Raw genomic sequence first — 22,516 nt, forward strand, 5'->3', positions numbered from 1 at the left:
AGCGTTCCGCCGAACACGGCTTCACGCCCGTGAGGCGTTCCGCCGAACACGGCTTCACGCCCGTGAGGCGTTCCGCCGAACACGGCTTCACGCCCGTGAGGCGTTCCGCCGAACACGGCTTCACGCCCGTGAGGCGTTCCGCCGAACACGGCTTCACGCCCGTGAGGCGTTCCGCCGAACACGGCTTCACGCCCGTGAGGCGTTCCGCCGAACACGGCTTCACGCTTGTCGAACTGATGGTGGTGATCGTCATCATCGGCCTGCTGACGACGATCGTCGCGATCAACGTGTTACCGAGCGGCGACAAGGCCCGGGTCGAGAAGGCCAAGGCCGATATCGCGCTGCTGGAGCAGGCGATGGAAATGTACCGGCTCGATAATCTGACCTATCCGGGCACGGCGGACGGGTTGCAGGCGCTGATATCGCCGCCCGCCTCGCTCACGCGGCCCGAACGTTACCGCCGTGGCGGCTATGTGAAGAAGCTGCCGGAAGATCCGTGGGGCAACGCCTATCAGTACGCGTCGCCCGGCCAGCATGGCGCCTTTGACATCTACAGCTATGGCGCCGACGGCCGCGAGGGCGGTGAGGCGGACAATGCCGATATCGGCAACTGGAACTAGGCGCGATCCTGCGGTTCCGGCCGTGAGGCGTTTCGCCGAACAGGGCTTCACGCCCGTGAGGCGTTTCGCCGAACACGGCTTCACGCCCGTGAGGCGTTTCGCCCAACACGGCTTCACGCCCGTGAGGCGTTCCGCCGAACACGGCTTCACGCTTGTCGAATTGATGGTGGTGATCGCCATCATCGGCCTGCTGACCGGGGCGGTGGTATTGGCGATGCCCGATCCGCGTGGCGATGTGCGGCACGAGGCGGAGCGTTTTGCCGCGCGCGCCCGCGCCGCGCAGGATGCGGCGATCATCGAGGCACATGAAATGGCGCTGTGGGTTTCGGCGGACGGCTATGGCTTCGAACAGCGCGACCGGCGCGGCTGGCGGCCGATCGACGAGAAGCCGTTCGAGGACCGTCGATGGGAAGGCGCGCAGGCCATTGTCGGCGATGCCGGGCGTGCACGCGTGATTTTCGACACCACGGGCTTTTCCGAGCCGCTGGACGTGACGCTTGTTCGGGATTCCGCGCGTGCCACAGTGCGGATCGAGGGGGACGGCACGATTCATGTCGGCTCCTGATCGTTCCGCCGAACACGGCTTCGCTCCGGTTGTCCGTTCTGTCGAGAACGGCTTCAGGCCCTTTGCTCGTTCTGCCGAGAACGGCTTCACGTCCGCAAGGCGTTCCGCCGAACACGGCTTCACGCTGATCGAACTGATGGTGGCGCTGGCGGTTTTCAGCATTGCGGCGCTCGCGCTGTTGCGGCTGGAAGGGGCGACGTTGACCAGCACGGCCTCGCTTGCGGATCGAACCATCGGGCAGATCGTCGCGCGCAATCTGGCGGTGGAGGCGCTGACCGATCCGGTGGCGCCCAGCTTTGGCGAAACCAAAGGCGTGCAGGAAAATGCGGGCCGCGCCTGGCGCTGGACCCGCCGTTCCATCCGCGCGACGCAGGTAAACCTGCAGCAGATCGACATCGCGGTGGTGGATGATAACGGCCAGCCAGCCGGCGCGCTCACCGTGTTCAGGCCGATGCCATGAACGAGCATCGCGGCGAACACGGGTCCGATTTTACGCGGCGTTCCGCCGAACACGGCTTCGATCTTACGCAGCGTTCCGCCGAACACGGCTTCACGCCCGTGAGGCGTTCCGCCGAACACGGCTTCACGCCCGTGAGGCGTTCCGCCGAACACGGCTTCACGCCCGTGAGGCGTTCCGCCGAACACGGCTTCACGCTTGTCGAACTGATGATCTCCTTGCTGATCTTCGGCATGCTGGCGGCCGCGGGTGTGGGATTGCTGGGGTTCAGCGTGCGGGCGCAGGAGGCCGCGCAGGAACGGCTGGATGAAGTGGCGGCCATCCGCCGCGTCGGGGCGATATTGACGTCGGATCTGGCGCAGGCGGCGCCACGGCTGGTGCGCGATCAGGATGGTATTCGCCAGGTCGCGTTCATCGGCGATGGCGGCGCGGCCGATGCCATCGCGCTCAATTTCGTGCGGCGCGGCTGGAGCAATGGGGCCATGGCGGCACGGGCGTCGCTCCAGCGCGTCGAATATCGGCTGGCCGGGGATCGGCTGGAACGTCGCACCTGGCCGATGCTCGATGGTGCCGCGCCGGCCAAGCCCGCGATCGTGATGCGCGGGGTGGAAGCCATGACGGTGCGCTATCGCCGGAAGGGCGAATGGCGCGACCGGTGGGATTCCGTAAGGCCCGAAGCCATGCCTGACGCGGTGGAGATGGTGCTCGACGTAGCAGGGATCGGCGCGGTGCGGATGCTGTTCCTCACCGGCACCGGGGTCGGGCCATGAAGGTTCCGTATTCGGAACGCGGTGGCGCCTTGCTGACGGTGCTGCTGCTGGTGGCGGTGATGTCCGCTTTGTCGGTGGCGGCGCTGGAACGCCTGCGACTTTCGACGCGGCTTGCCGCCAATGGCGCGGCGGCCGATCAGGCCCGCGCCTATGCGCTGGGGGCGGAGTCCATGGCGCTCGATCGGATCGGCGTGCTTTCAGGGCGCGATACCGGGATGACCACGCTTGCCGGCGGATGGCATGGACGCCCGCTCGCACTGCCGCTGCCCGGCGGCATCGTCACCGCGACGCTGACCGACGGGGGCAATTGCTTCAACCTCAACAGCGTGGCCGAAGGCCTGATCGCCGGCGATTATGCGCCGCGCGAGGTTGGCATTCGCCAGTTCGTCGCGCTGATGCAGTCGCTGGGCATGGACGGTGCCGAGGCCCGTCGTGTCGCGGCATCGCTGGTCGACTGGATCGACGCGGATTCCGCGCCCAACCCCGATGGGGCGGAGGATGATTATTATATGCAGGCGGCAACGCCGTACCGCGCGGCCAACACCCTGCTGGGCGACGTCAGCGAGCTTCGCGCCGTTGCCGGTGTCACGCCCGAAATCTACCGGCTGCTGCGCCCGTGGGTGTGCGCGCTGCCGACGACCGATCTTTCGCCCATCAACATCAACACGCTTTCGATGGATCAGGCTCCGCTTGTGGCCATGCTCATACCCGATCAACTCGATATCCCCCGTGCTCGCCAGATCCTGGCCGAACGGCCGGCAACCGGCTGGAGCAGCACCGTGGACTTCTGGAAGCTGCCGGCGCTGGAGGCGCTGACCCCGGATATGGAGGTGCAGGGGCAGACGCAGCTTCGCACGCGCTGGTTCAACCTCGCGCTTGACGTGGAAATCGGCGGCGCGCAGGTGAGCGAAACGGCCTTGATCGACGGCGGATTGACGCCGGCAAGGCTGGTGTCGCGCAAATGGGGGGGCGACGAATGACCGACGATCGCTATCTCCTGCTATTTCCGGGCGGCGAAGGCGAACCGCTGGGCGGCTGGCTGCGCATTTCCGGCGGAGCGGTCGTCGCGCGCGGGCGTGACGTGCCGGCCATCGGCGAAGAGGATGCCGACGAGCGGATCGTCGCGGTGGCGCCCGGCCCGGATGTCGCGATCCATTGGGTCGATCTGCCCGATCTTTCGCAGGCACAGGCGGCGGCGGCGGCGCGGCTGCTGGCGGCCGACGTGACGGCGGAGCCGATCGATCAATTGCATATCGCGGTCGGCCCGGCGGATGCGGATGGCGCGCGCGCCATGGCTTTGGTGTCGAACGCGCGGATGGGTGGCTGGGTGGCCGCGTTGCAGGGGCTGGCGCTCGATCCCGATCATGTCGTTCCCGAAACCCTGCTGATTCCGCAGGCTGAAACGGGCGTGCGGCGTTGGGCGCGCGGCGACCTGCATCTCGTTCGCGGCGATCGCACGGCGTTTGCCGCCGAAGCGACGATCGCGGATGCGCTGGTGGCGGGGCCGGTCGTCAATCTGGACGACAAGGCGGTCGAAGCCGGGCTGGCGACGGCGCTGGCCTCGATCCCCGTCGATCTGCGGCAGGGGCCGTTCGTCAAGCGGCGGCCATGGGCGATCGACTGGCGGCTGGTGCGGCGGCTGGCTTGGATGGTCGCGGGCTTGTTCCTGCTGACCTTGCTGATCCAGGCGGCGCTGATCCTGCGCTACACCGTCGCGGCGGACAGCCTGGAGCGCGAGGTGGACGTCATCGCCAGCAAGGCGCTGCCGCGCGTCGAGCGGATTGCCAACGCGCCGGCGCAACTGAACGAGCGGCTGGCCGAGCTGCGCGGCGGCGGCCGGGGGTTCAGCGCGACGGCGGCGGCCTTGTTCGCAGGGGTGCGGGATACCGCGAATGTCGAACTGACGGCGCTGCGCTATGATCGCGACGGCAGCCTGCGCGCGACGGTGAGCGCGAGCGCGGCGAGCGATATCGCCGCGCTTCAGCAGCGGATTGCCGGGCAGGGCTTCATCGCCAATGCTGGCGAACCGCGATCGGGCGGCGGCCGGCAGATCGCCGAACTTGCGGTGCGGGGGCAGTGATGGCGACGCTGATGGAACGGTTCCGCCCCTGGTGGACGTCGCGTTCGCCGCGCGAGCGCATCATGCTGCTGGTGATGGCGGGGTTGCTGGGCGTCACGCTCGGCTGGTTGCTGCTCGTTCGTCCGCTGGGCGATGCGCTGGCCGATGCGCGCGCGCGCCATGACCGGGCGATCCTTGCCCGGGCCGAAGCCGGCGGGCAGGCGGATGCCATTGCCAGCCTTGAACGTGCCGGGCCCAAGGCATTGCCGGCGCCGGTGGACGTATGGATCGGGCAGAAGGCGAGCGAAGCGGGCTTCACCGTCGCTCGGGTCGATCCGGTGAGTGCCGCGCAGGCCACGATCGTCATCAACGTCGTTCGGTCGCAGGCGTTTTTCGCCTGGGTGAGCGAGCTTGAGCGTCGCGACGGCCTGATCGTGGAAGGGCTGAACGCCACCACCAACAACGATGCTACGCTGTCGGTGGAAGCCACCTTCCGGACGCGCGCGAAATGATGCGCGTGCGCCTCTCGCTCCGCCGCGCGGGGCTGTTCCTCGCATTTTTCGCGTTGGCGCTGGTGGCATTGTTCCCGATGCGGATCATGCTCGGCGCGCTGGGGCTCGGCGCCGTTGGCCTGTCGGTGCGCGAAGTGCAGGGCAGCGTGTGGCACGGCAAGCTGAAGGAGGTGCGCTTTGGCGCCGCCGCACTGGGCGATGTCGACGCGGGCCTGAACTTCTTCCCCCTGTTCGTCGGTCGCGCGCGCATCGATGCCAGCCGGGCGGGTGAGGGGGGCGATGCGCTACAAGGCGCGCTCAGCGTTACCCGTCATACGCTTGGGCTGGATGATGCGACGATGCGGCTGCCGGCCGCTGCCATATTCGCGCCGCTGCCGGTGAGTGCCGTCGATCTCGGCGACGTGAGCGTCCGCTTCCGGGAGGGCGTGTGCGACCGGGCCGAGGGGCTGGTGCGGGCCGAATTGCAGGCCGATGTGCCCGGCCTGTCGCTGCCCGGCGGGATGAGTGGCACCGCACGTTGCGATGGCGGCGCCTTGCTGCTGCCGCTCGCCAGCCAGAGCGGCATGGAGATGCTGGCGCTCCGCATCGTCAAGAATGGCGGCTATACGGCGGACTTCACGGTCCGCAGTTCCGACCCCGCAGTCCAGCAGGCGTTGCAGACCCACGGGTTCGCGCCGTCCGGCGATGGGTTGAAATTGTCGGTGGCGGGGCAATTGTGATGCGCGTCGCGATCCTTGCTACGGCCATGTTGCTCAGCGCCTGCGCTGCGCCGGCCACCCGGCCCGCGCCCGCCAGCCAACCGGACGACGGCATTCCGCTGGGCACCTTGCCCCGGCAGGCCTTGCCGCAGGGGCAGTGTGCGCTGTTCCTGTGGAAGGCGGGGAACGAGGCCCGGCTGGTGGTGATGGCGCGGGTCGATCCGCCGCTGGCGCGGATCGCGCTCGATGGACGGCAGCTCGATCTGCCCCGCACCAATGCCGATGGCCTTGCGGCCGGCGCTGCGTTCAGCAACGCCACCTACAGCGATGGCACGACGAGCGTGACGATCGACGTCGTGCTGGAAAAGCGCGAGGAATTGCAGGGCGGTGCGGTGGTGACCGGGGGATCGCTCAGCCTCGATCGCGCCGCCGGCGACAGCTTCGTCATGCCCGTCGCCGGCCTGCTCGCCTGCCGCTGAACCCTTGGGCGCGGCCCCTCAGGCGTCGAGCGGCCGGCCGCGGGTTTCGGGCACCAGAAAGGCCATGGTGATCACGCTGATCGCGGTGAAGATCACCGGATACCAGAGCCCCGCATAAAGATCGCCCGTCATCGCGACGATGGCGAAGGCCGTCACCGGCAGGAAACCGCCGACCCAGCCCGTGCCCACATGGTAAGGCAGCGACAGCGCGGTATAGCGGACCCGGGCGGGGAAGAGTTCCACCAGCATTGCGGCCATCGGGCCATATAGCGCCGTCGCGGCGATAACGAACAGCAGCAGGATCGCGCCGATGCCGGCATAGTTCATGCGCGCGGTGTCCGCCGTCATCGGATAACCGGCGGCCTGTAGCGCGGTGCGGATCGTCTTGGTTTCGTCCGCCTTCAATGCCTTCAGCGCATCGGCTGAAAGCGTGCTGCCATCCTTGGGCTGGATCACCTGATCGCCGATCCGCACCTCGGTGGTCGCGCCGGCGGAAAGCGGGGCATTGCGATAGGGGATGCCGCTCGACGCGAGGACGCTCTTGACAATGTCGCACGCGGTCGAGAATTTGGCCGCGCCAACGGGATCGAACTGGACCGAGCAACTTGCCGGATCGGCGGCCACCACCACGGGGGTGCGGGCCTGCGCTTCCACAAGCGCCGGGTTGGTAAAGCCCGCCAGCGCGTGGAAGGCCGGGAAGAAGGCGATCAGGCCGACGATCATGCCGCCCAGCATCACCGGCTTGCGGCCGATCTTGTCCGAAAGCCAGCCGAACAGCACGTAGAAGGGGGCGGAGACCAGCGTCATCGCCATGATCAGCACGTTCACCGTGGTCGGCGGCACCTGCAGCGATTTTTCGAAGAACACCTGCGAATAGAAGAAGAAGCAGTACCAGAGCGCCCCTTGCGCGCACATCACGCCGAAAAAGGCGAGCAGCACCAGCTTGATATTGCTCCACTGCCCGAACGCTTCGGCCAGCGGCGCACGCGAAACCTCGCCCTCGGCTTTCATCTTCTGGAAGGTCGGGCTTTCGGTCAGCTTCAACCGCATCCAGATCGAGATGGCGAGCAGGCCGGCCGAAACGAGGAACGGCACGCGCCAGCCCCAGGCGGCGAAGGCATCCTCGCCGATCGACGTGCGGGTGGCGAGCACAACCACCAGCGCCGCGATCAGGCCGAAGGCGGCCGACGCCTGGATCCAGCCGGTCGCCTGGCCGCGCTTGTCGGGTTTCGAATGCTCGGCCACGTAGATCGCGGCACCCCCATATTCGCCCCCCAGCGCCATGCCCTGGAAGATGCGCATCAGGATCAGCAGCGCAGGCCCCCAGATGCCGGCCTGCGCATAGGTGGGCAGCAGGCCGATGGCGAAGGTGGCGCCGCCCATCAGCGACACGGTGATCAGGAAGGCGCCCTTGCGGCCCAGCCGATCCCCCATCGTGCCGAACAGGATGGCGCCCAGCGGGCGGAAGGCGAAGCCCGCAGCGAACAGGCCGAGCGCGGCGATGAAGCCGGCCGTTTCGGTCAGCCCGGCGAAGAAGACCTTGGCAATGACGGGCGCGAGCGCGCCGAAGATGAAGAAATCATACCATTCGAAGGCAGTGCCTGCCGCCGACGCCACCACCACCCGCCGCATCGACGCGCGTTCGCCCGTGCCTTCACCCATTCGCCATCCCCGCCTGTGCTTTGACGCCTCTCTGCGCGAGGTGAGGGGGACCATGCAAGATGGCCATGAAAATCGGGCATCCGCAGGCGCAGCCGCGAAAGCTGTCGGCGGCGCTGGGTTCCGGGGCAGGGAAATTGGCGGACAGGGTGGGATTCGAACCCACGGTGGGCTTCCACCCACGGCGGTTTTCAAGACCGCTGCCTTAAACCACTCGGCCACCTGTCCGCTGGGCGCGCTTATCACCAAGCACGGCCGATCGTGCAAGCGGTGTGATATCTTTCCAAGAAAAGGGATTCACCTGCCTGCGCCTCTGTGGCACCAAGGGCGGGTAAGGGGTTATTTATGCGTATTTCGTTCCGCATCCTGGCGCTTGCCGCCGCATTGGCCGTGCTGCCCAACAAGGGGGTGGCGCAAAGTGCTGCCACGTCCGACGCGGCAGCCTCGGCTGACGAGAACGCGGCTTTCCAGGCGTTTCTGCGCAGTATCCGGCCGCGCGCACTGGCGGCGGGGGTTCGGCCGGCGACGTTCGACAGCGCCACGGCAGGGCTTACCTTTAACGCCCGCGTGATCCGGCTCGATCGGGCGCAACCCGGCGGCAATCCCAACGCGCCGGCAGCCGCTATCCCGCGCTTCGCGCCCTATAAGGCCCGGCATGTCGATGCCGATCGCATCAATCGCGGCCGCAAGCGTTATCAGGATCTTCGGCCCCGGCTGGCGCGGATCGAACAGCGCACCGGCGTGCCCGAATCGATCATGATGGCGATCTACGGCCACGAAACCGGATATGGCACCTATACGGGCGACTTCGATCTCATTCGCTCGCTGGCGAGCCTCGCTTATGACGGCCGCCGCCGCGAACTGTTCACGGCAGAACTGATCGCGACATTGCAGTTGCTCGATCGCGGCATTCCTCGGTCGACGCTCAAGGGCAGCTGGGCCGGGGCGACCGGCTATCCGCAGTTTCTGCCGAGCATGTATCAGCGGCTTGCCGTGGACGGCGATGGCGACGGGCGGATCGATATCTGGTCGAACGAGACGGACGCGCTGGCGTCGATCGGCAATTATCTGGTTCAGGCCGGATGGAAGCCCAACGTGCCCTGGGGTGTTGCGGCGATCGTGCCGACGGCCTTCGATCGCAGCGCCGTCCGCCCGCTGCTGCGTTCGCCGCGCTGCGCGCGCGTGCATGAACGGCACAGCCGCTGGCTGTCGATCGGCGAGTGGAAGGCGATGGGGGTCCGCGTTACGGGTTGGCCGGCGCCGGCCGATGGCGAATTGGCGACGCTGCTCGAACCTGACGGCCCGGGCGCGACGGCCTATCTGCTGACCAACAATTACCGCGTCATTCTCGATTATAACTGCTCCAATTTCTACGCGCTGTCGGTCGGGCTGCTTGCCGATGAAGTGGCGCGCTGAACTGGCCGTACTGGCGGCGGCGACGCTGCTGTCGGCCTGCGCCTCGACCCGCCAGGTCAGCGACGGCGCGGTCAAGATCGGCAAGCCCTATCAGGTCGGCGGGCGGACCTATGTGCCGCGCGACGACCGCGATTATGACGAAACCGGCATGGCGTCCTGGTATGGCGGCCAGCATCACGGGCGATTGACCGCCAATGGCGAGCGGTTCGACATGGATGGGCTGTCCGCCGCGCACCCGACATTGCCGATGCCGAGCTATGCCGAAGTCACCGCGCTCAAGACCGGGCGGACGATCCTCGTCCGCATCAACGATCGCGGGCCGTTCGCGGCCAATCGCATTCTCGATCTGTCGCGTGGATCGGCGCGGGCGCTGGGCGTGGAAAAGGAAGGCGTGGCGCGGGTTCGCGTGCGGCGGGTCTATCCTTCGGAAGCGCAGCGCAAGGCGCTGCTGCGGGGGCGCGAAGTGCGGGTGGCGTCGGTTGCGCCGTCGCCAGCGCGTCCGGCAACTGCGCCGGTTGTGGCACCGGTGGGATCGCAGGCCGCCATCCTCGATCGCTACATCCAGGTTGCCGCCTTCGGCGATGGCGACCGTGCCGATGCGCTGGCGGCGGGCCTGCGGGATGTCGCCACCGCGTCGGTCTCGCCGGGCGGTGATCTCTACCGCGTGCGCCTTGGCCCCTTCGTCGATGAAGCCGCGACCTTCTCTGCGCTGGCGGAGGTGCGCAGGCGCGGCTATCAGGATGCACATATCGTCTCCGCCAATCCGTGAATCGGCCCGCCGGTGAACGGACAGTCCTGAAAGAGCATCAGCCGGAATGATCGTGATGACCCGCCAGCTTCTCCTTGCAGCCGCCGCTGCTTCCGTTCTCGCCGTGCCGGCGCCCGCCGCCGCGCCGCCGTTCCAGACGGACGCGCCGGTCGCCTATATGAAGGATCTGTCCTCGGGCGCCGTGCTCTATGCCAAGGATGCGGATCGCCGCATGCCGCCGGCGTCGATGGCGAAGATGATGACGGTCTATGTCGCCTTCGATCTCATCAAGAAGGGTGAGCTCAAGCTCGACCAGATGATCACCGTGCGGCCGGAAACCTGGCGCCAGTGGCATGGCCCGCAGGCGGGATCGACGATGTTCCTGTCGCCGGGCGAACAGGTGAGCGTGCAGAACCTGCTCCACGGGATCGTCACGCTTTCGGGCAATGATGCCTGCGTCGTGCTGGCCGAAGGCATCGCCGGGACGGAGCCGGCATTCGTGGCGCTGATGAACCAGCGCGCGAAGGAACTGGGTCTCGCCAATTCCAATTTCGGCACGTCGAACGGCTGGCCGGATAATGGCGCCACCTATGTGACGGCACATGATCTGGGCGAACTCGCCGCGCGGACGATTCAGGACTTCCCTGATCTCTACAAGGCTTTCTACAGCCAGAAGGAGTTCACCTGGGGCAAGACCATGGGCAATGGCTCGGCCATCACCCAGCAGAACCGCGATCCCCTGCTGGGCCGCGTGTCCGGCGCCGATGGCCTCAAGACCGGCCATACCGAAGAAGCGGGCTATGGCTTCACCGGATCGGCCGAACAGAATGGCCGCCGTCTGGTGATGGTGGTGGCCGGGTTGACGAGTTCCAACCAGCGCATCGAACAGTCGGTCGCCTTCATGGATTGGGGATTCCGGGCGTGGAAGGCCGTGCCGCTGGTCGCCAAGGGCAAGAAGGTTCAGGACGCCGAGGTGCAGCTGGGCGACGTCCGCTCAGTCGGCCTTGTCGCGCCGCGTGACCTGGCCGTCACCGTGCCGGCGGGTGCTGCCGGCAACATGAAGGTGACGGTCGTCTATAACGGGCCGATCAAGGCGCCGATCAAGGCTGGCCAGCATATCGCCGATCTCGTCGTGCAGACCGGCGATACGCCGCCGCAGATGATGCCGCTGGTCGCCGACAAGGCGGTGGAGGAAGCGGGCTTCTTCGATCGCATCGCCGCCGGCTTCCGCTGGCTGTTCGGGCTCGCCTGATCGAAGAGCGCGGGGGCGTGGCACGCGGGCGTTTCATCAGCCTCGAAGGCGGGGAAGGGGTCGGCAAGTCGACGCAATTGCGCGCGCTTGCCGCCGCCCTTCGCGCGCGCGGTCATGACGTCATCGAGACGCGCGAACCGGGCGGCAGTGCGGGGGCGGAGGCGATCCGCTCGCTGCTGCTCGACGGCGATGCCGGTCGCTGGACGCCGGCGGCCGAAGCGCTGCTGTTCGCGGCGGCGCGCGCCGATCATGTTGCCAAGACCATCCTGCCGGCGCTGGAAGCCGGCCAATGGGTGCTGTCCGATCGTTTCCTCGATAGCTCGCTCGCCTATCAGGGCGGCGCGGACGGGATTGGCGAAGCGGTGATCCGTCAGCTTCATCAGGTGGGCAGCAATGGCTTTCTGCCCGATCGCACCTTGTTGCTGGCATTGCCGGAGGCCGAGGCCGCAGGGCGGGCGGCAGCGCGCGATCGTGGCGCGGCCGATCGCTTTGGCGCGCGCGATGCGGCCTATCACGCGCGGGTGGCAGCGGCTTTCGCTCAACTCGCCGCCGGTGACCCGGCGCGCTTCCGCATCGTCGATTCGTCCGGCAGCGCGGAAGACGTGACCGCCCGGCTGCTCGCTGCGATCGACGATCTATGACGCCGATCGGCCACCGCGAACAGCTTGCCGCTTTCCGCGCCGCGATCGGGCAGGGGCGGATGCACCACGCCTGGCTGCTCGCCGGGCCGCAGGGCGTGGGCAAGGCGATGTTCGCGCAAGCCGCCGCCGCGCGCTATCTGGCGGAAGGGACCGATCGGCCGCCTGCCGGCCCCGGCCTGGATGTCGCCGAAGACCATCCCACCGCGAAGCTGATCGCTGCCGGTAGCCATCCCGATTATCGCCAGCTGGCGCGCCTGCCGCGGGACAAGACGGGCGATCTGGCCCGCAACATCACGATCGATCAGGTGCGTGGCCTTCAGCCATTCTTCTCGGTCACGCCCAGCATGTCCGCGCGGCGCACGGTGATCATCGACGCGATCGACGATCTCGAGCGGCCGGCGGCCAATGCCCTTTTGAAGAATCTGGAAGAACCGCCGGCGGACACGCTGTTCCTGCTCGTCAGCCATTCGCCGGGGCGGCTGCTCCCCACAATCCGCTCGCGTTGCCGGCTGCTCCGCTTCGGCGCGCTGGACGATGGCGATATGGGCGTGGCGCTGCGACGCTTGCTGCCCGGGGCGTCCGACACCGAAATCGCGGCGCTGGTGGCAAGCGGTGGCGGCGCCCCGGGCCGCGCCCTGCGCTTTGCCGGTCTCGACATATCGGCGATCGACTCGGCGCTGCTGAACCTCGCCCGCGATGGCGATCCTTCGAACGCGCAGCGCATGGCGCTCGCCAAGGCCCTGGCGCTCAAGGCGGCCCAGCCGCGCTACGAGATTTTCCTCGAAAGGCTGCCGGCGTTCATCGCCGCGCAGGCAAAGGCCCGTGAAGGCGCCGCTTTGGCACGCGCGATCGAGCTTTGGGAAAAAGCGCGACGGCTGGCCGAAACTGCGGTTCGCTTGTCGCTGGATCCGCAAACGACTGTTTTCGAGCTCGCCACTTTGGTCGCGGCGCTTGCTCCCGGAGCCGACCGCGCTAAAGCCTGAGACATGGCTGAACCATTCTACATCACCACCGCAATCTCCTATCCCAATGGGCGCCCGCACATCGGGCATGCCTATGAAGTTATCGCGACGGATGCGATCGCCCGCTTCCGGCGGATGCAGGGCCGCGACGTGTTCTTCATGACGGGCACCGACGAACATGGCCTGAAGATGGATCAGGCGGCGCGTGCGCGTGGCATTTCCCCGCGTGAGCTTGCGGATGAAATGTCCGGATATTTCCGTGAGATGGCATCGGTTCTGAATATTTCGAATGATCGCTTCATTCGCACGTCCGAACCCGCCCATTATGCGGCGAGCCAGGCGCTGTGGCGCGCGATGGTGGCCAATGGCGACATCTATGCCGGTCGTTATGAAGGCTGGTATTCGGTGCGCGATGAGGCGTTTTATGACGAGAAGGAACTCGTCGCCGACGAATCCGGCCAGAAATTGTCGCCGCAGGGCACGCCGGTCGAGTGGACGGTGGAGGAAAGCTGGTTCTTCCGCCTGTCGGCTTATGGCGATCGCCTGCTGGAACTTTATGAACAGAACCCGGATTTCATCCGGCCGGAAAGCCGCCGCAACGAGGTGATCAGCTTCGTTAAGGGCGGCCTTTCGGACCTTTCGATCTCGCGGACCAGCTTTGATTGGGGCGTGCCGGTTCCCGATGCGCCGGGCCATGTGATGTATGTGTGGGTCGATGCCCTGACCAATTATCTGACGGGCGTAGGATATCCGGATAATACAGAATCTTATCGCAAGTTCTGGCCAGCCGATCTGCACATCATCGGCAAGGATATCGTGCGCTTCCATGCGGTCTATTGGCCGGCCTTCCTGATGTCGGCCAATCTGCCGTTGCCCCGCCAGGTGTTCGGCCATGGCTTCCTGCTCAACCGGGGCGAGAAGATGTCGAAGTCGGTCGGCAATGTCGTCGATCCGATGGAGATGGCGCGGACCTATGGCGTCGATCAGCTGCGCTATTTCCTGCTGCGCGAAGTGAGCTTCGGCCAGGACGGTTCGTACAGCCATGAAGCCATCGTCACCCGTTCCAATGCCGATCTTGCCAACGGACTGGGCAATCTCGCCCAGCGCTGCCTGTCGATGATCGCCAAGAATTGCGGTGGGGTCGTGCCGGGCACGGGCGCGCCGGCCGCCGTGCTGGATGCCGCCGCTTTGCAGGCACGGGTGGAGGAAGCGATGGCCAGCCTCGCCATCCATCGCGCGCTCGAAGTGATCTGGGAAGGCGTGGCCGAGGCCAATCGCTATTTTGCCGACAGTGCGCCCTGGGCATTGCGCAAGACCGATCCCGAAGGGGCCGATGCCATCCTGCACGCCACGGCGGAGGCGATCCGCCTGCTCGCCATTCTGGTTCGCTGGGCCATCCCGGAAAGCGCGGATAAACTGCTCGATCAGCTGGCTCAGCCGGCCGATGCGCGTGACTTTGCCGCGCTCGCGACGCCGATCATGCCCGGCACGACGCTTCCGGCACCGCAGGGCGTGTTCCCGCGTTGGGTGGAACAGGAAGGCTGATGTTCGTCGATAGCCACTGTCACCTGAATTATGGCGGCCTGGTCGAGGATCAGGCCGCCGTGCTGGCGCGCGCGCGCGGTGCGGGCGTTTCGACGATGCTCAACATCTCGACGCGCGAACGGGAGTGGGGCGAGATCATCGCCACGGCCGAGCGAGAGCCTGATGTGTGGGCGTCGGTCGGCATTCACCCGCATGAGGCGGATGAGCATCCCGACGTCGATACCGCCCGATTGGTGGCCATGGCCGCGCATCCCCGCGTGATCGCGATCGGCGAAACAGGCCTCGATTATTATTATGATCATTCCGATCGCGACCGGCAGCGGGCGAGCTTCCGCGCGCATATCGCCGCCGCCCGCGAAACCGGCTTGCCGCTCATCGTCCATACCCGCGATGCCGAGGAGGACACCGCCTCTATCCTGCGTGACGAAATGGGGCGGGGCGCTTATCCCGGCGTCATCCACTGCTTCACGGCCAGCGACGATTTCGCGCGGATCGCCCTCGATCTGGGGTTGTACATTTCGATTTCGGGGATCGCGACGTTCAAGAATGCCAAGGAGTTGCAGGCGACCGCTGCGACCATTCCTGCGGACCGGCTGCTGATCGAAACCGATGCCCCCTTCCTTGCCCCGGTGCCCCATCGCGGCAAGACGTGCGAGCCGGCCTTCGTGGCCGACACGGCACGCTTTCTTGCGGATCTTCGTGGGGTGAGCATCGAAGATTTGGCAATAGAAACGTCTGATAACTTCTTCAATTTATTCTCAAAGGCGCGGCGCTGACCTTATGGGGATGAGGGCGCGCATCCTTGGCTGCGGCACCTCATCCGGCGTGCCGCGGATCGGCAACGATTGGGGCGCGTGCGATCCCGCCGACCCGCGCAACCGCCGCCGCCGCGCTTCCGTGCTGGTCGAAAGCGATACGACCCGCATCCTGATCGACACGAGCCCGGATCTGCGCGAGCAGCTGCTCGATGCCGCCGTTTCTGATGTGGACGCGGTGATCTGGACGCACGACCATGCCGATCATTGCCACGGCATCGATGACCTTAGGCAACTGTTCCACGCACGCGGCACACCCGTGGCGGCCTATGCGCGCTCCTGGACGCTCGACGCGCTCAGGCAGCGTTTCGGCTATGCGTTCGAGGGCAAGGAGGGTTATCCTCCGATCGTGAGCGGCCATGATCTGCCCGACCAATTGGTCATCGGCGATATCGCGATCGCCTGCGCGGATCAGCCGCACGGGTCGATCACTTCCGTTGGGCTGCGTTTCGAGCATGACGGGAAGTCCATGGCCTATGCCACTGATTTCAATGAAATGACGGCCGCGATGGAGCGCCTTTATAGCGGCCTCGATCTCTGGATCGTCGATGCGCTCCGTCGGCGGCCGCACCCCACGCATCCGCATCTGGGGCAGACGCTTGGCTGGATCGAGCGGTTCGGCGCCCGCCGCGCGGTGCTGACGCACATGGACCAGTCAATGGATTATGCCGGGCTGGCGGCGGAATTGCCCGCCAATGTCGAACCGGGCATGGATGGACAGGTGGTGATGGCATGAACAGCGATCAGGCCCTGCAATTCGTCGCGGCGGCGATGATGCTCGTCCTCGTCAGCAGCGCGCTGGTCGCCCGCCGCCTGCCGCTGGGATCGACGATCAAGATGGCGCTTGGCTGGCTGGCCATCTTCATCGTCGCTTTGCTGCTCTATTCCTTCAAGGACGATATCGGCGAACGGCTGCAACTCGGCCTCTACCCCGAAAAGGGCGTGGTTGCGGGCGAGACGCTGCGTGTTCCCGTCGCCGATGATGGCCATTTCTGGGTATTGGGCGAGGTGAACGGCGTCGAGACGCGCTTCCTGATCGATAGCGGCGCGACGACCACCGCTTTGTCGGCAGACGTGGCCCGGGCTGCGGGTATCGACCCGGGCGATGATGCATTCGGAACGCCGGTCGCCACCGCCAATGGCACGATCATGGCCCGCCGGGTGCGGATCGCCAACCTGCGCATCGGGCCGATCCACCGTGAGGATGTGCGGGCGACGACTGCGGTGGAGTTCGGTGAGATGAACGTGCTGGGGATGAACTTCCTCAATTCGCTCGGCGGCTGGGGCGTCGAGGGCCGAACGCTGATACTCAGGCCCTGAAGCCTGCCGAAAGGAAAGCGTAGGAGGGATCGTCGGGGCACTTGCCGCCGGCGGCGAGGCCTGCGGCGGTGGCGCCAGATTGATGCGGTCGTTCATGCGTCCAGTCGATCACCCGGGTGCGATGGGCGATGCGCCAGCCGGCGCTGGTGCGGCGGAAGCGATCGAGATAGCGGCCGCCGGCGATATAATCGCGGGCCTCGGGCGTTCCCGGGTCGAGGACATGGCTGTTGATCGCATAGGTTTCGCCCGTTGCCACGTCGCCGTCGATTGCGAACAGACGGTTGCCCATGAAATGATGGCTCACCATGCCGCGCATCATTTTCCCGATATAATCGGCGAAGGCGTCGGCGCTCCCGCGAAACATCGTGCCATGATCATGGACGGCATCGTCGGCGTAGAGGCTGCGTAGCAAGGCAAGATCGCAGCGATCCACCGCGCGCGCATAGGCATCGACCAGCCGCGACAGGGCGATCTGGTCGGCGGTTTCGCGCAGCAGCGCCAGATCATCCGTCATGCAGCTCCCTCTTATGTCTGGCCGGCGAGCATGGCGGCAAGCGCGGGGTGAGGGAAGGGCGTTAGAGCAGTTTCCGATCCGACGGCGTCGGCTCGAATGCTCTAAGCTCTTTGTCTACCGCGCTTTCCGAGTCAGCAGGTGATTCCACCTGCTTGGAAAGCGCTCTAACGCCGCGCCTGTTCCCGGCATTCGAGCAGATCCCACAAGCCGCGCTGCTGGTGGAAGAGCTGGCCGGCGCCGAAACCCACGGCGCGTTCGAGTTGCGGGGCAACCCGGCTGGCGAAATCGCCGATCGCCGCGCGCGTCGGGAGCCGGCAGGGCTCGGCAGTGACGCCAAGCCGGTCGGCGGCGAGGTTGAGCACGCCACGCACGACATGCCAGTCGAGCATCAGGGCAAGCGCGGCGCCCATGGCGCAGCCGGCGCGTTCCGAAGTCGCCAGCATTTCCAGGGCATGGCGCTGCGCCAGCACCGCGGCTTCGCATTCGGCCTGACCGGGCGTGCTGGGCAGCGGCGGGGCCGCGACGACAAGCCGGGTGAGCAGGGCACGTTCTTCGGCAAAAGCCGCCGTGGCCGACATCATCCAGGCCATCGCCTCGATCGGCGAACGTTCGAGTGCAAGGTCGATCACGCCGGGCAGGCGGCCATGAAGCAGGCAGAGATGGTGGATCGCATCGGCGAGATTGGAGATCGCGCCCGCCCCGTCACGAAGCTCGCCCGATCCGACATAGGGATGGCTCGCGCTACCTTCGGCCGCCGCACCGGCAAGCAGCGTCTCGGCAAGCCGGCTTTGTCCCAGATTGTCGGTTGCGGGAAGGGGCATCGCATACTCCTGAGGCCACGGAAATGTCCGTGGACTTCACCGATGCCCGAGCTTTTATAGCAAAGCGCGTAAAAGCGAGGTTTATGCCGCGCTAACCATTTGGAGATCAGAGTTAATCCGGCGCGAACATGAAAACGCCGCCCAGGCGCGGGGCCATGGGCGGCGATCATGCAGGCGTCAGGCCGCTGGGCGGCAAGGCGTTACTGGTCGAGGAAGCTCCGCATCTTGCGGCTGCGCGACGGGTGCTTCAGCTTCCGCAGCGCCTTGGCTTCGATCTGGCGGATACGCTCGCGCGTCACGCTGAACTGCTGACCCACTTCCTCCAGCGTGTGATCGGTGTTCATGCCGATGCCGAACCGCATGCGCAGCACGCGTTCCTCACGCGGGGTCAGGCTGGCGAGAACGCGCGTCACCGTTTCTTTGAGGTTCGCCTGGATGGCGGCGTCCACGGGAATGATCGCGTTCTTGTCCTCGATGAAGTCGCCGAGGTGGCTGTCTTCCTCGTCGCCGATCGGCGTTTCGAGGGAGATGGGCTCCTTGGCGATCTTCATCACCTTGCGCACCTTTTCGAGCGGCATCGAAAGCCGCTCGGCCAGTTCCTCCGGCGTCGGCTCGCGGCCGATTTCGTGCAGGATCTGGCGGCTGGTGCGGACCAGCTTGTTGATCGTTTCGATCATGTGGACCGGGATGCGGATCGTGCGGGCCTGATCGGCGATCGAACGCGTGATCGCCTGCCGGATCCACCAGGTCGCATAGGTCGAGAATTTATAGCCGCGGCGATATTCGAACTTATCCACGGCCTTCATCAGGCCGATATTGCCTTCCTGAATAAGATCCAGGAACTGCAGGCCGCGATTGGTGTATTTCTTGGCGATCGAGATCACGAGGCGGAGATTGGCTTCCACCATCTCCTTCTTGGCGATCCGCGCCTCGCGCTCGCCCTTCTGCACCATGTTGACGATGCGGCGGAATTCGGGGAGCGACATGCCCGTCGCCTGGCCGATTTCTGCCACTTCGACACGGATGCGTTCGACCGCGCCCGCTTCATTGGCCGCGAACGCCGCCCACTTCTTGTCGAGCGTGCCGACGCGATCCAGCCAGCCTTCCTCGGTCTCATGCCCGACATAGGCGTCAAGGAAGCCCTTGCGCGGAACCTTGTGGCGTTCGGCAAGGCGCAGCATCTGGCCGCCCAGCGCCATCAGGCGACGGTTGAACGAATAAAGCTGATCGACGAGATATTCGATCTTGGCGCCGTGGAACTGGACGCTTTCCACCTCGGCGGTCAGTTCCTCGCGGAGCTTCTGATACTTCTTCTCGTCATTCGCCGGCAGCTCGCCGCCAGCGCCCATCGCCTCGAGCCGGGCGATCTGCATCTTGTGGAACTTCTTGTAGAGGTCCGTGATGGTGGCGAACTTCTCAAGCGCCAGCGGCTTGAGCTGCTCTTCCATCTGGGCGAGGCTGAGCGTGTTGTCCTCTTCCTCGTCGTCCGAAGGACGCGGCGTGCGGCGCTCGGTCAGGCCGTCATCGTCCTCGTCGGCCGATGCTTCCTCGGGCTCTTCTTCTTCCTTGAAGGAGGGGCCGGTGCTTTCTTCGCTGATTTCGCCATTCTCGTCCTCGGCGCCTTCCACCTGTTCGGCGGTCGGGCCCTTGGAGAGCATGGCGTCGAGATCGAGAATCTCGCGCAGCTGCATCGTGCCTTCGTTCAAGGCCGACGACCAGTCGATGATGGCGTTGAAGGTGATCGGGCTTTCACATAGGCCAAGGATCATCGTGTCGCGGCCGGCTTCGATGCGCTTGGCGATGGCGATTTCGCCCTCGCGCGACAGAAGCTCCACCGCGCCCATTTCGCGCAGATACATGCGGACGGGATCGTCGGTGCGATCGACCGTCTCTTTCTTCGTGACCTGGGTGAGGACGGGGCCGCCTTCGCCTTCGTCGACACCGACGATCTCGTCGTCGGCGGCTTCCTCGGGCTGCTCGTCCTCGCTCTGCTCTTCATTCTCGACGACGTTGACGCCCATCTCGTTGAGCGCCGACATGACGTCCTCGATCTGGTCGGTCGACATCTCGCCGACGACGCTGTTGAGCTCGTCGACGGTGATGTAGCCGCGCTTCTTGGCCCGCGCGATCAGCTTCTTCAGCGAAGCCTCGTTAAGATCGATCAGCGGCGCATCGCCGCTCTCGGTCTTTTCAGCCGGTTCCGCCATGTTCGTTTTCGCCATTCCGACCAACCCTAAATTACAGTCCCGCGTCGTCTTCGCCCGCCGCCAGCTTCGCCAGCGCCTGATCCGCCTCGTCTCGCGCCGCCCGAAGACGCCGCTGTTCGGCAAACCCGGCCTCGTCGGGCGAGGCCATCAACCGCGCCGTCACCGTTGCCAGTGCCGCATCGAGTTCCGGCCTTGCCGCCAACGCTTCGATCGCCGCCGCGAGATCGCGCCGAGCGCGCCCCGATTCGGCATTGCCGCGTAGGAAGGAAAAGGCAAGTCCGTTCGGCGCACGAAGCGTTTCCATCGCTCCAGCCAAGCCCACTTGCGCCAATATGGTTCCCAACGCCTGCGAATCAAGCGCATCGCTGCCAAAAGCTGCATCAAGCATCGCATTGCGAAGATTGGCGAGTGCGGGATCGGGCAAAGGGAGCGCCGCCACGGCCTCCGCCTGATCGGCGATGACCTGCGGATGGCGCAGCAATCCGGCCAGCACGGCGCGCCCGACAAGCGGTGTCACGCCGCCGCTGCTGATCGTGCGCGTTGCCGCCGATGGCGGGGCTTCGGGCGGCTTGCCGCGCTGGAAGATACCGCCGCGCCGTCCGCCGCCACCGGGCTGAAAGCGGGCAGGGGGCGTGCGTTCGTAGAGGGAATCGAAACGACGGCGAAAATCCGCGAGATACTGCCCGCGCACATCGCCATGGCGAATCGTGCCGGCATGGTCGGCCAGCCGCTTGCGCATTCCCGCCCGTGCTTCGGGCGTATCGAGCGGCGCGGCCCCCAGTTCATATTTCCACAGCCGTTCGACCAGCGGCTCGGCGGCTTCGAGCACTGCCTCCATCGCGGCCGGGCCGCCGGCGCGGACAAGATCATCGGGATCCTGCCCGGCGGGGAGGGTGGCGAAGCGCAACGTGCGGCCCGGTTCGATCATCGGCAGCGCGCGCAGCGCGGCGCGGATGGCGGCTTTTTGTCCGGCCGCGTCGCCGTCGAAGCACAGGACGGGCGTTTCGGCCATGCGCCACAGCCGTTCGAGCTGGCCTTCGGTGAGCGCTGTGCCGAGCGGCGCCACCGCCTCGCCCAGGCCGGCCTGGGCGAGCGCGACCACGTCCATATAGCCTTCGACCACGATCACCCGGCCGGTCTTGCGGGTCGCGGCGGCGGCCTTGTCGATATTGAACAGCGTGCGCCCCTTGTCGAACAAGGGCGTTTCCGGCGAATTCAGATATTTGGGTTCGCCCGCGCCGATGATGCGGCCGCCGAAGGCGATCGTCCGGCCGCGTGCGTCGCGGATCGGGATCATCAGCCGCCCGCGGAACCGATCATAGGGCTCCTTGCCGTCGACCGCGATCAGCAGCCCGGCCTCGACCAGTTTGTCATCGCCGAAACGCGCCAGCGCCGCCTTCAGCTTGCCGCGCGAATCGGGGGCGAAGCCGAAGCCGAAGGCGGCTTGCGTCGCGGCATCGACGCCGCGCTTCGCCAGATAGGCGCGGGCTTCCGCGCCGGCGATGCCGTGCAACTGCTCGGTAAACCAGCGCGCGGCCTCCTCCATGGCGTCGTGCAGGCCGGATGCGCGCTCCGCCTTTTCGGCGGCGCGCGGATCGGCGGCGGGAACCTCCATGCCAGCGGCGGCGGCGAGTTCCTTCACCGCATCGATAAAGGGCAGGCCCTTGTGATCGGTCAGAAAACGGATCGCATCGCCGTGCGCGCCACAGCCGAAGCAGTGGTAAAAGGCCTTGTCGTCGTTGACGTAGAAGCTGGGCGATTTTTCGTTGTGGAACGGGCAGCAGGCGCGAAATTCACGCCCGGCGCGCTCCAGCTTCACCGATTTGCCGACAAGCGCCGACAGCAGCGTGCGGGAACGCAGTTCGTCAAGAAATTGGGGCGACAGGCTCAACGGCCCGCCTCCCCGAAATATGCGTGGTCAAACGCTTCGCCCGCCATCAGCCGGCGAGCGCCCCCTTCACCAGCCCGCTGGCCTTGCTCATGTCGAGCTGGCCGGCGAGGCGCTCCTTCACCGCGGCCATCACCTTGCCCATATCCTTGACCGAGGTCGCGCCGAGATCGGCAACGATCGTGGCGATCGCGGCCTTGGCGGCATCCTCGTCCATCTGGGCGGGCAGGAAGCCCTCGATCACGGCGAGCTCCGCCTTTTCGGTGGCGGCAAGCTCCACGCGGCCGCCTTTTTCGAACATCTCGATCGATTCGCGGCGCTGCTTGGCCATTTTCTGCAGCACCTCGATCACAACGACATCGTCGTCGCCCGATCCCGTGGCGGTGCGCATTTCTATGTCGCGGTTCTTGATCGCGGCCTGGATCAGGCGGATGGCGGCAGTCTTTTCGGCGTCGCGCGCCTTCATCGCGGACACCAGGCCCGCCTTAATGTCATCACGAATCATGGAGCCTCGGGAGATGGTCCGGGAAAGCGATCACCATAGCGCGGCGTGCAGAATTTTAATAGA

Annotated in this window: 24 protein-coding genes and 1 tRNA gene; 18 read left to right on the forward strand and 7 right to left on the reverse strand. The window is 66.2% G+C overall.

The features are described from left to right. The first annotated feature begins 161 nt into the window (after positions 1 to 161). Genes gspG through CHB74_RS00045 form a run of 9 tightly spaced genes read left to right on the forward strand, consistent with a single transcriptional unit; the run spans position 162 to position 6,160 of the window. Positions 162 to 620, forward strand: a complete 459-nt coding sequence (gene gspG, locus CHB74_RS00005; protein WP_089217961.1) for a type II secretion system major pseudopilin GspG — start codon at positions 162 to 164, stop codon at positions 618 to 620. A 22-nt stretch (positions 621 to 642) separates the two neighbouring features. Then, positions 643 to 1,185 (forward strand): GspH/FimT family pseudopilin, encoded by a 543-nt coding sequence (locus CHB74_RS00010; RefSeq protein ID WP_425442218.1) that lies wholly within the window; start codon positions 643 to 645, stop codon positions 1,183 to 1,185. Beyond that, positions 1,172 to 1,645, forward strand: coding sequence for a type II secretion system minor pseudopilin GspI (gene gspI, locus CHB74_RS00015; protein WP_089217562.1), 474 nt, complete (start codon positions 1,172 to 1,174; stop codon positions 1,643 to 1,645). Before CHB74_RS00010 ends, gspI begins: the two co-directional genes overlap by 14 nt. Continuing rightward, a complete protein-coding gene (gene gspJ, locus CHB74_RS00020) occupies positions 1,642 to 2,412 on the forward strand; it encodes a type II secretion system minor pseudopilin GspJ (RefSeq protein ID WP_089217563.1) in 771 nt (256 codons plus the stop codon). Before gspI ends, gspJ begins: the two co-directional genes overlap by 4 nt. Beyond that, positions 2,409 to 3,392: a type II secretion system minor pseudopilin GspK gene (gspK, locus tag CHB74_RS00025; RefSeq protein WP_089217564.1), complete on the forward strand. Its 984-nt coding sequence runs from the start codon at positions 2,409 to 2,411 to the stop codon at positions 3,390 to 3,392. The genes gspJ and gspK overlap by 4 nt, the downstream gene beginning before the upstream one ends. After that, a complete protein-coding gene (gspL, locus tag CHB74_RS00030) occupies positions 3,389 to 4,492 on the forward strand; it encodes a type II secretion system protein GspL (RefSeq protein ID WP_089217565.1) in 1,104 nt (367 codons plus the stop codon). The genes gspK and gspL overlap by 4 nt, the downstream gene beginning before the upstream one ends. Beyond that, positions 4,492 to 4,983, forward strand: a complete 492-nt coding sequence (gene gspM / locus CHB74_RS00035) for a type II secretion system protein GspM (protein ID WP_245842513.1) — start codon at positions 4,492 to 4,494, stop codon at positions 4,981 to 4,983. Before gspL ends, gspM begins: the two co-directional genes overlap by 1 nt. Then, positions 4,980 to 5,702 (forward strand): type II secretion system protein N, encoded by a 723-nt coding sequence (locus tag CHB74_RS00040; protein WP_089217566.1) that lies wholly within the window; start codon positions 4,980 to 4,982, stop codon positions 5,700 to 5,702. The genes gspM and CHB74_RS00040 overlap by 4 nt, the downstream gene beginning before the upstream one ends. Continuing rightward, on the forward strand, positions 5,702 to 6,160 hold the full coding sequence (locus CHB74_RS00045) for a hypothetical protein (protein WP_089217567.1): 459 nt from the start codon (positions 5,702 to 5,704) through the stop codon (positions 6,158 to 6,160). Before CHB74_RS00040 ends, CHB74_RS00045 begins: the two co-directional genes overlap by 1 nt. A gap of 18 nt (positions 6,161 to 6,178) precedes the next feature. Here the strand turns inward: CHB74_RS00045 and CHB74_RS00050 are convergent, their stop codons facing one another. Further along, positions 6,179 to 7,822 carry an MFS transporter gene (locus tag CHB74_RS00050; RefSeq protein ID WP_179220647.1) on the reverse strand — a complete coding sequence of 548 codons (1,644 nt, stop codon included), beginning with the start codon at positions 7,820 to 7,822 and terminating at the stop codon, positions 6,179 to 6,181. Positions 7,823 to 7,957: 135 nt separating this feature from the next. Then, positions 7,958 to 8,047 (reverse strand) — tRNA-Ser (locus CHB74_RS00055). A gap of 117 nt (positions 8,048 to 8,164) precedes the next feature. On the opposite strand from CHB74_RS00055, the gene CHB74_RS00060 reads away from it, so the two are divergent. Genes CHB74_RS00060 through CHB74_RS00100 form a run of 9 tightly spaced genes read left to right on the forward strand, consistent with a single transcriptional unit; the run spans position 8,165 to position 16,518 of the window. Then, positions 8,165 to 9,235, forward strand: coding sequence for a lytic murein transglycosylase (locus CHB74_RS00060; protein ID WP_089217569.1), 1,071 nt, complete (start codon positions 8,165 to 8,167; stop codon positions 9,233 to 9,235). Next, complete coding sequence (locus tag CHB74_RS21860) at positions 9,219 to 10,004, forward strand: SPOR domain-containing protein (RefSeq protein ID WP_179220648.1); 786 nt, start codon at positions 9,219 to 9,221, stop codon at positions 10,002 to 10,004. The genes CHB74_RS00060 and CHB74_RS21860 overlap by 17 nt, the downstream gene beginning before the upstream one ends. Before the next feature lie 55 nt (positions 10,005 to 10,059). Then, complete coding sequence (locus CHB74_RS00070) at positions 10,060 to 11,235, forward strand: D-alanyl-D-alanine carboxypeptidase family protein (protein ID WP_089217963.1); 1,176 nt, start codon at positions 10,060 to 10,062, stop codon at positions 11,233 to 11,235. Between the two features lie 17 nt (positions 11,236 to 11,252). Further along, on the forward strand, positions 11,253 to 11,876 hold the full coding sequence (tmk, locus tag CHB74_RS00075; protein ID WP_089217570.1) for a dTMP kinase: 624 nt from the start codon (positions 11,253 to 11,255) through the stop codon (positions 11,874 to 11,876). Further along, positions 11,873 to 12,859, forward strand: coding sequence for an AAA family ATPase (locus CHB74_RS00080; RefSeq protein WP_089217571.1), 987 nt, complete (start codon positions 11,873 to 11,875; stop codon positions 12,857 to 12,859). Before tmk ends, CHB74_RS00080 begins: the two co-directional genes overlap by 4 nt. 3 nt (positions 12,860 to 12,862) lie before the next feature. Continuing rightward, a complete protein-coding gene (metG, locus tag CHB74_RS00085; RefSeq protein ID WP_089217572.1) occupies positions 12,863 to 14,383 on the forward strand; it encodes a methionine--tRNA ligase in 1,521 nt (506 codons plus the stop codon). Continuing rightward, on the forward strand, positions 14,383 to 15,159 hold the full coding sequence (locus tag CHB74_RS00090) for a TatD family hydrolase (RefSeq protein WP_089217573.1): 777 nt from the start codon (positions 14,383 to 14,385) through the stop codon (positions 15,157 to 15,159). Before metG ends, CHB74_RS00090 begins: the two co-directional genes overlap by 1 nt. 4 nt (positions 15,160 to 15,163) lie before the next feature. Next, positions 15,164 to 15,934 (forward strand): MBL fold metallo-hydrolase, encoded by a 771-nt coding sequence (locus tag CHB74_RS00095; protein ID WP_089217574.1) that lies wholly within the window; start codon positions 15,164 to 15,166, stop codon positions 15,932 to 15,934. Then, positions 15,931 to 16,518, forward strand: a complete 588-nt coding sequence (locus CHB74_RS00100) for a retropepsin-like aspartic protease family protein (RefSeq protein ID WP_089217575.1) — start codon at positions 15,931 to 15,933, stop codon at positions 16,516 to 16,518. The genes CHB74_RS00095 and CHB74_RS00100 overlap by 4 nt, the downstream gene beginning before the upstream one ends. Here the strand turns inward: CHB74_RS00100 and CHB74_RS00105 are convergent. From CHB74_RS00105 to CHB74_RS00125, 5 genes are all read right to left on the reverse strand, one after another. Next, positions 16,508 to 17,032, reverse strand: coding sequence for a nuclear transport factor 2 family protein (locus CHB74_RS00105; protein ID WP_089217576.1), 525 nt, complete (start codon positions 17,030 to 17,032; stop codon positions 16,508 to 16,510). The genes CHB74_RS00100 and CHB74_RS00105 overlap by 11 nt on opposite strands. Positions 17,033 to 17,196: 164 nt before the next feature. Continuing rightward, entirely contained in the window at positions 17,197 to 17,853 is a 657-nt protein-coding gene (locus tag CHB74_RS00110) for a DUF6975 family protein (protein WP_089217577.1), read from the reverse strand. 200 nt (positions 17,854 to 18,053) lie between these two features. Further along, entirely contained in the window at positions 18,054 to 20,075 is a 2,022-nt protein-coding gene (rpoD, locus tag CHB74_RS00115) for an RNA polymerase sigma factor RpoD (protein WP_089217578.1), read from the reverse strand. Positions 20,076 to 20,091: 16 nt separating this feature from the next. Next, positions 20,092 to 21,951: a DNA primase gene (gene dnaG, locus CHB74_RS00120; RefSeq protein ID WP_089217579.1), complete on the reverse strand. Its 1,860-nt coding sequence runs from the start codon at positions 21,949 to 21,951 to the stop codon at positions 20,092 to 20,094. A gap of 46 nt (positions 21,952 to 21,997) precedes the next feature. Beyond that, positions 21,998 to 22,453: a GatB/YqeY domain-containing protein gene (locus CHB74_RS00125; protein WP_089217580.1), complete on the reverse strand. Its 456-nt coding sequence runs from the start codon at positions 22,451 to 22,453 to the stop codon at positions 21,998 to 22,000. Positions 22,454 to 22,516: the final 63 nt, after the last annotated feature.

It is taken from the genome of Edaphosphingomonas laterariae, assembly GCF_900188165.1.
Lineage (GTDB): Bacteria > Pseudomonadota > Alphaproteobacteria > Sphingomonadales > Sphingomonadaceae > Sphingomonas_E > Sphingomonas_E laterariae.

Coding starts and splice junctions, on each gene's coding strand:
- CHB74_RS21860 (WP_179220648.1), top strand. CDS start 9,219: ATGAAGTGGCGCGCTGAACTGGCCGTACTGGCGGCGGCGACGCTGCTG.
- CHB74_RS00045 (WP_089217567.1), top strand. CDS start 5,702: ATGCGCGTCGCGATCCTTGCTACGGCCATGTTGCTCAGCGCCTGCGCT.
- gspJ (WP_089217563.1), top strand. CDS start 1,642: ATGAACGAGCATCGCGGCGAACACGGGTCCGATTTTACGCGGCGTTCC.
- gspI (WP_089217562.1), top strand. CDS start 1,172: ATGTCGGCTCCTGATCGTTCCGCCGAACACGGCTTCGCTCCGGTTGTC.
- gspM (WP_245842513.1), top strand. CDS start 4,492: ATGGCGACGCTGATGGAACGGTTCCGCCCCTGGTGGACGTCGCGTTCG.
- CHB74_RS00105 (WP_089217576.1), bottom strand. CDS start 17,032: ATGACGGATGATCTGGCGCTGCTGCGCGAAACCGCCGACCAGATCGCC.
- gspL (WP_089217565.1), top strand. CDS start 3,389: ATGACCGACGATCGCTATCTCCTGCTATTTCCGGGCGGCGAAGGCGAA.
- CHB74_RS00090 (WP_089217573.1), top strand. CDS start 14,383: ATGTTCGTCGATAGCCACTGTCACCTGAATTATGGCGGCCTGGTCGAG.
- CHB74_RS00080 (WP_089217571.1), top strand. CDS start 11,873: ATGACGCCGATCGGCCACCGCGAACAGCTTGCCGCTTTCCGCGCCGCG.
- rpoD (WP_089217578.1), bottom strand. CDS start 20,075: ATGGCGAAAACGAACATGGCGGAACCGGCTGAAAAGACCGAGAGCGGC.
- CHB74_RS00070 (WP_089217963.1), top strand. CDS start 10,060: ATGACCCGCCAGCTTCTCCTTGCAGCCGCCGCTGCTTCCGTTCTCGCC.
- CHB74_RS00060 (WP_089217569.1), top strand. CDS start 8,165: ATGCGTATTTCGTTCCGCATCCTGGCGCTTGCCGCCGCATTGGCCGTG.
- gspK (WP_089217564.1), top strand. CDS start 2,409: ATGAAGGTTCCGTATTCGGAACGCGGTGGCGCCTTGCTGACGGTGCTG.
- CHB74_RS00040 (WP_089217566.1), top strand. CDS start 4,980: ATGATGCGCGTGCGCCTCTCGCTCCGCCGCGCGGGGCTGTTCCTCGCA.
- CHB74_RS00125 (WP_089217580.1), bottom strand. CDS start 22,453: ATGATTCGTGATGACATTAAGGCGGGCCTGGTGTCCGCGATGAAGGCG.
- CHB74_RS00095 (WP_089217574.1), top strand. CDS start 15,164: ATGGGGATGAGGGCGCGCATCCTTGGCTGCGGCACCTCATCCGGCGTG.
- CHB74_RS00050 (WP_179220647.1), bottom strand. CDS start 7,822: ATGGGTGAAGGCACGGGCGAACGCGCGTCGATGCGGCGGGTGGTGGTG.
- metG (WP_089217572.1), top strand. CDS start 12,863: ATGGCTGAACCATTCTACATCACCACCGCAATCTCCTATCCCAATGGG.
- CHB74_RS00110 (WP_089217577.1), bottom strand. CDS start 17,853: ATGCCCCTTCCCGCAACCGACAATCTGGGACAAAGCCGGCTTGCCGAG.
- CHB74_RS00100 (WP_089217575.1), top strand. CDS start 15,931: ATGAACAGCGATCAGGCCCTGCAATTCGTCGCGGCGGCGATGATGCTC.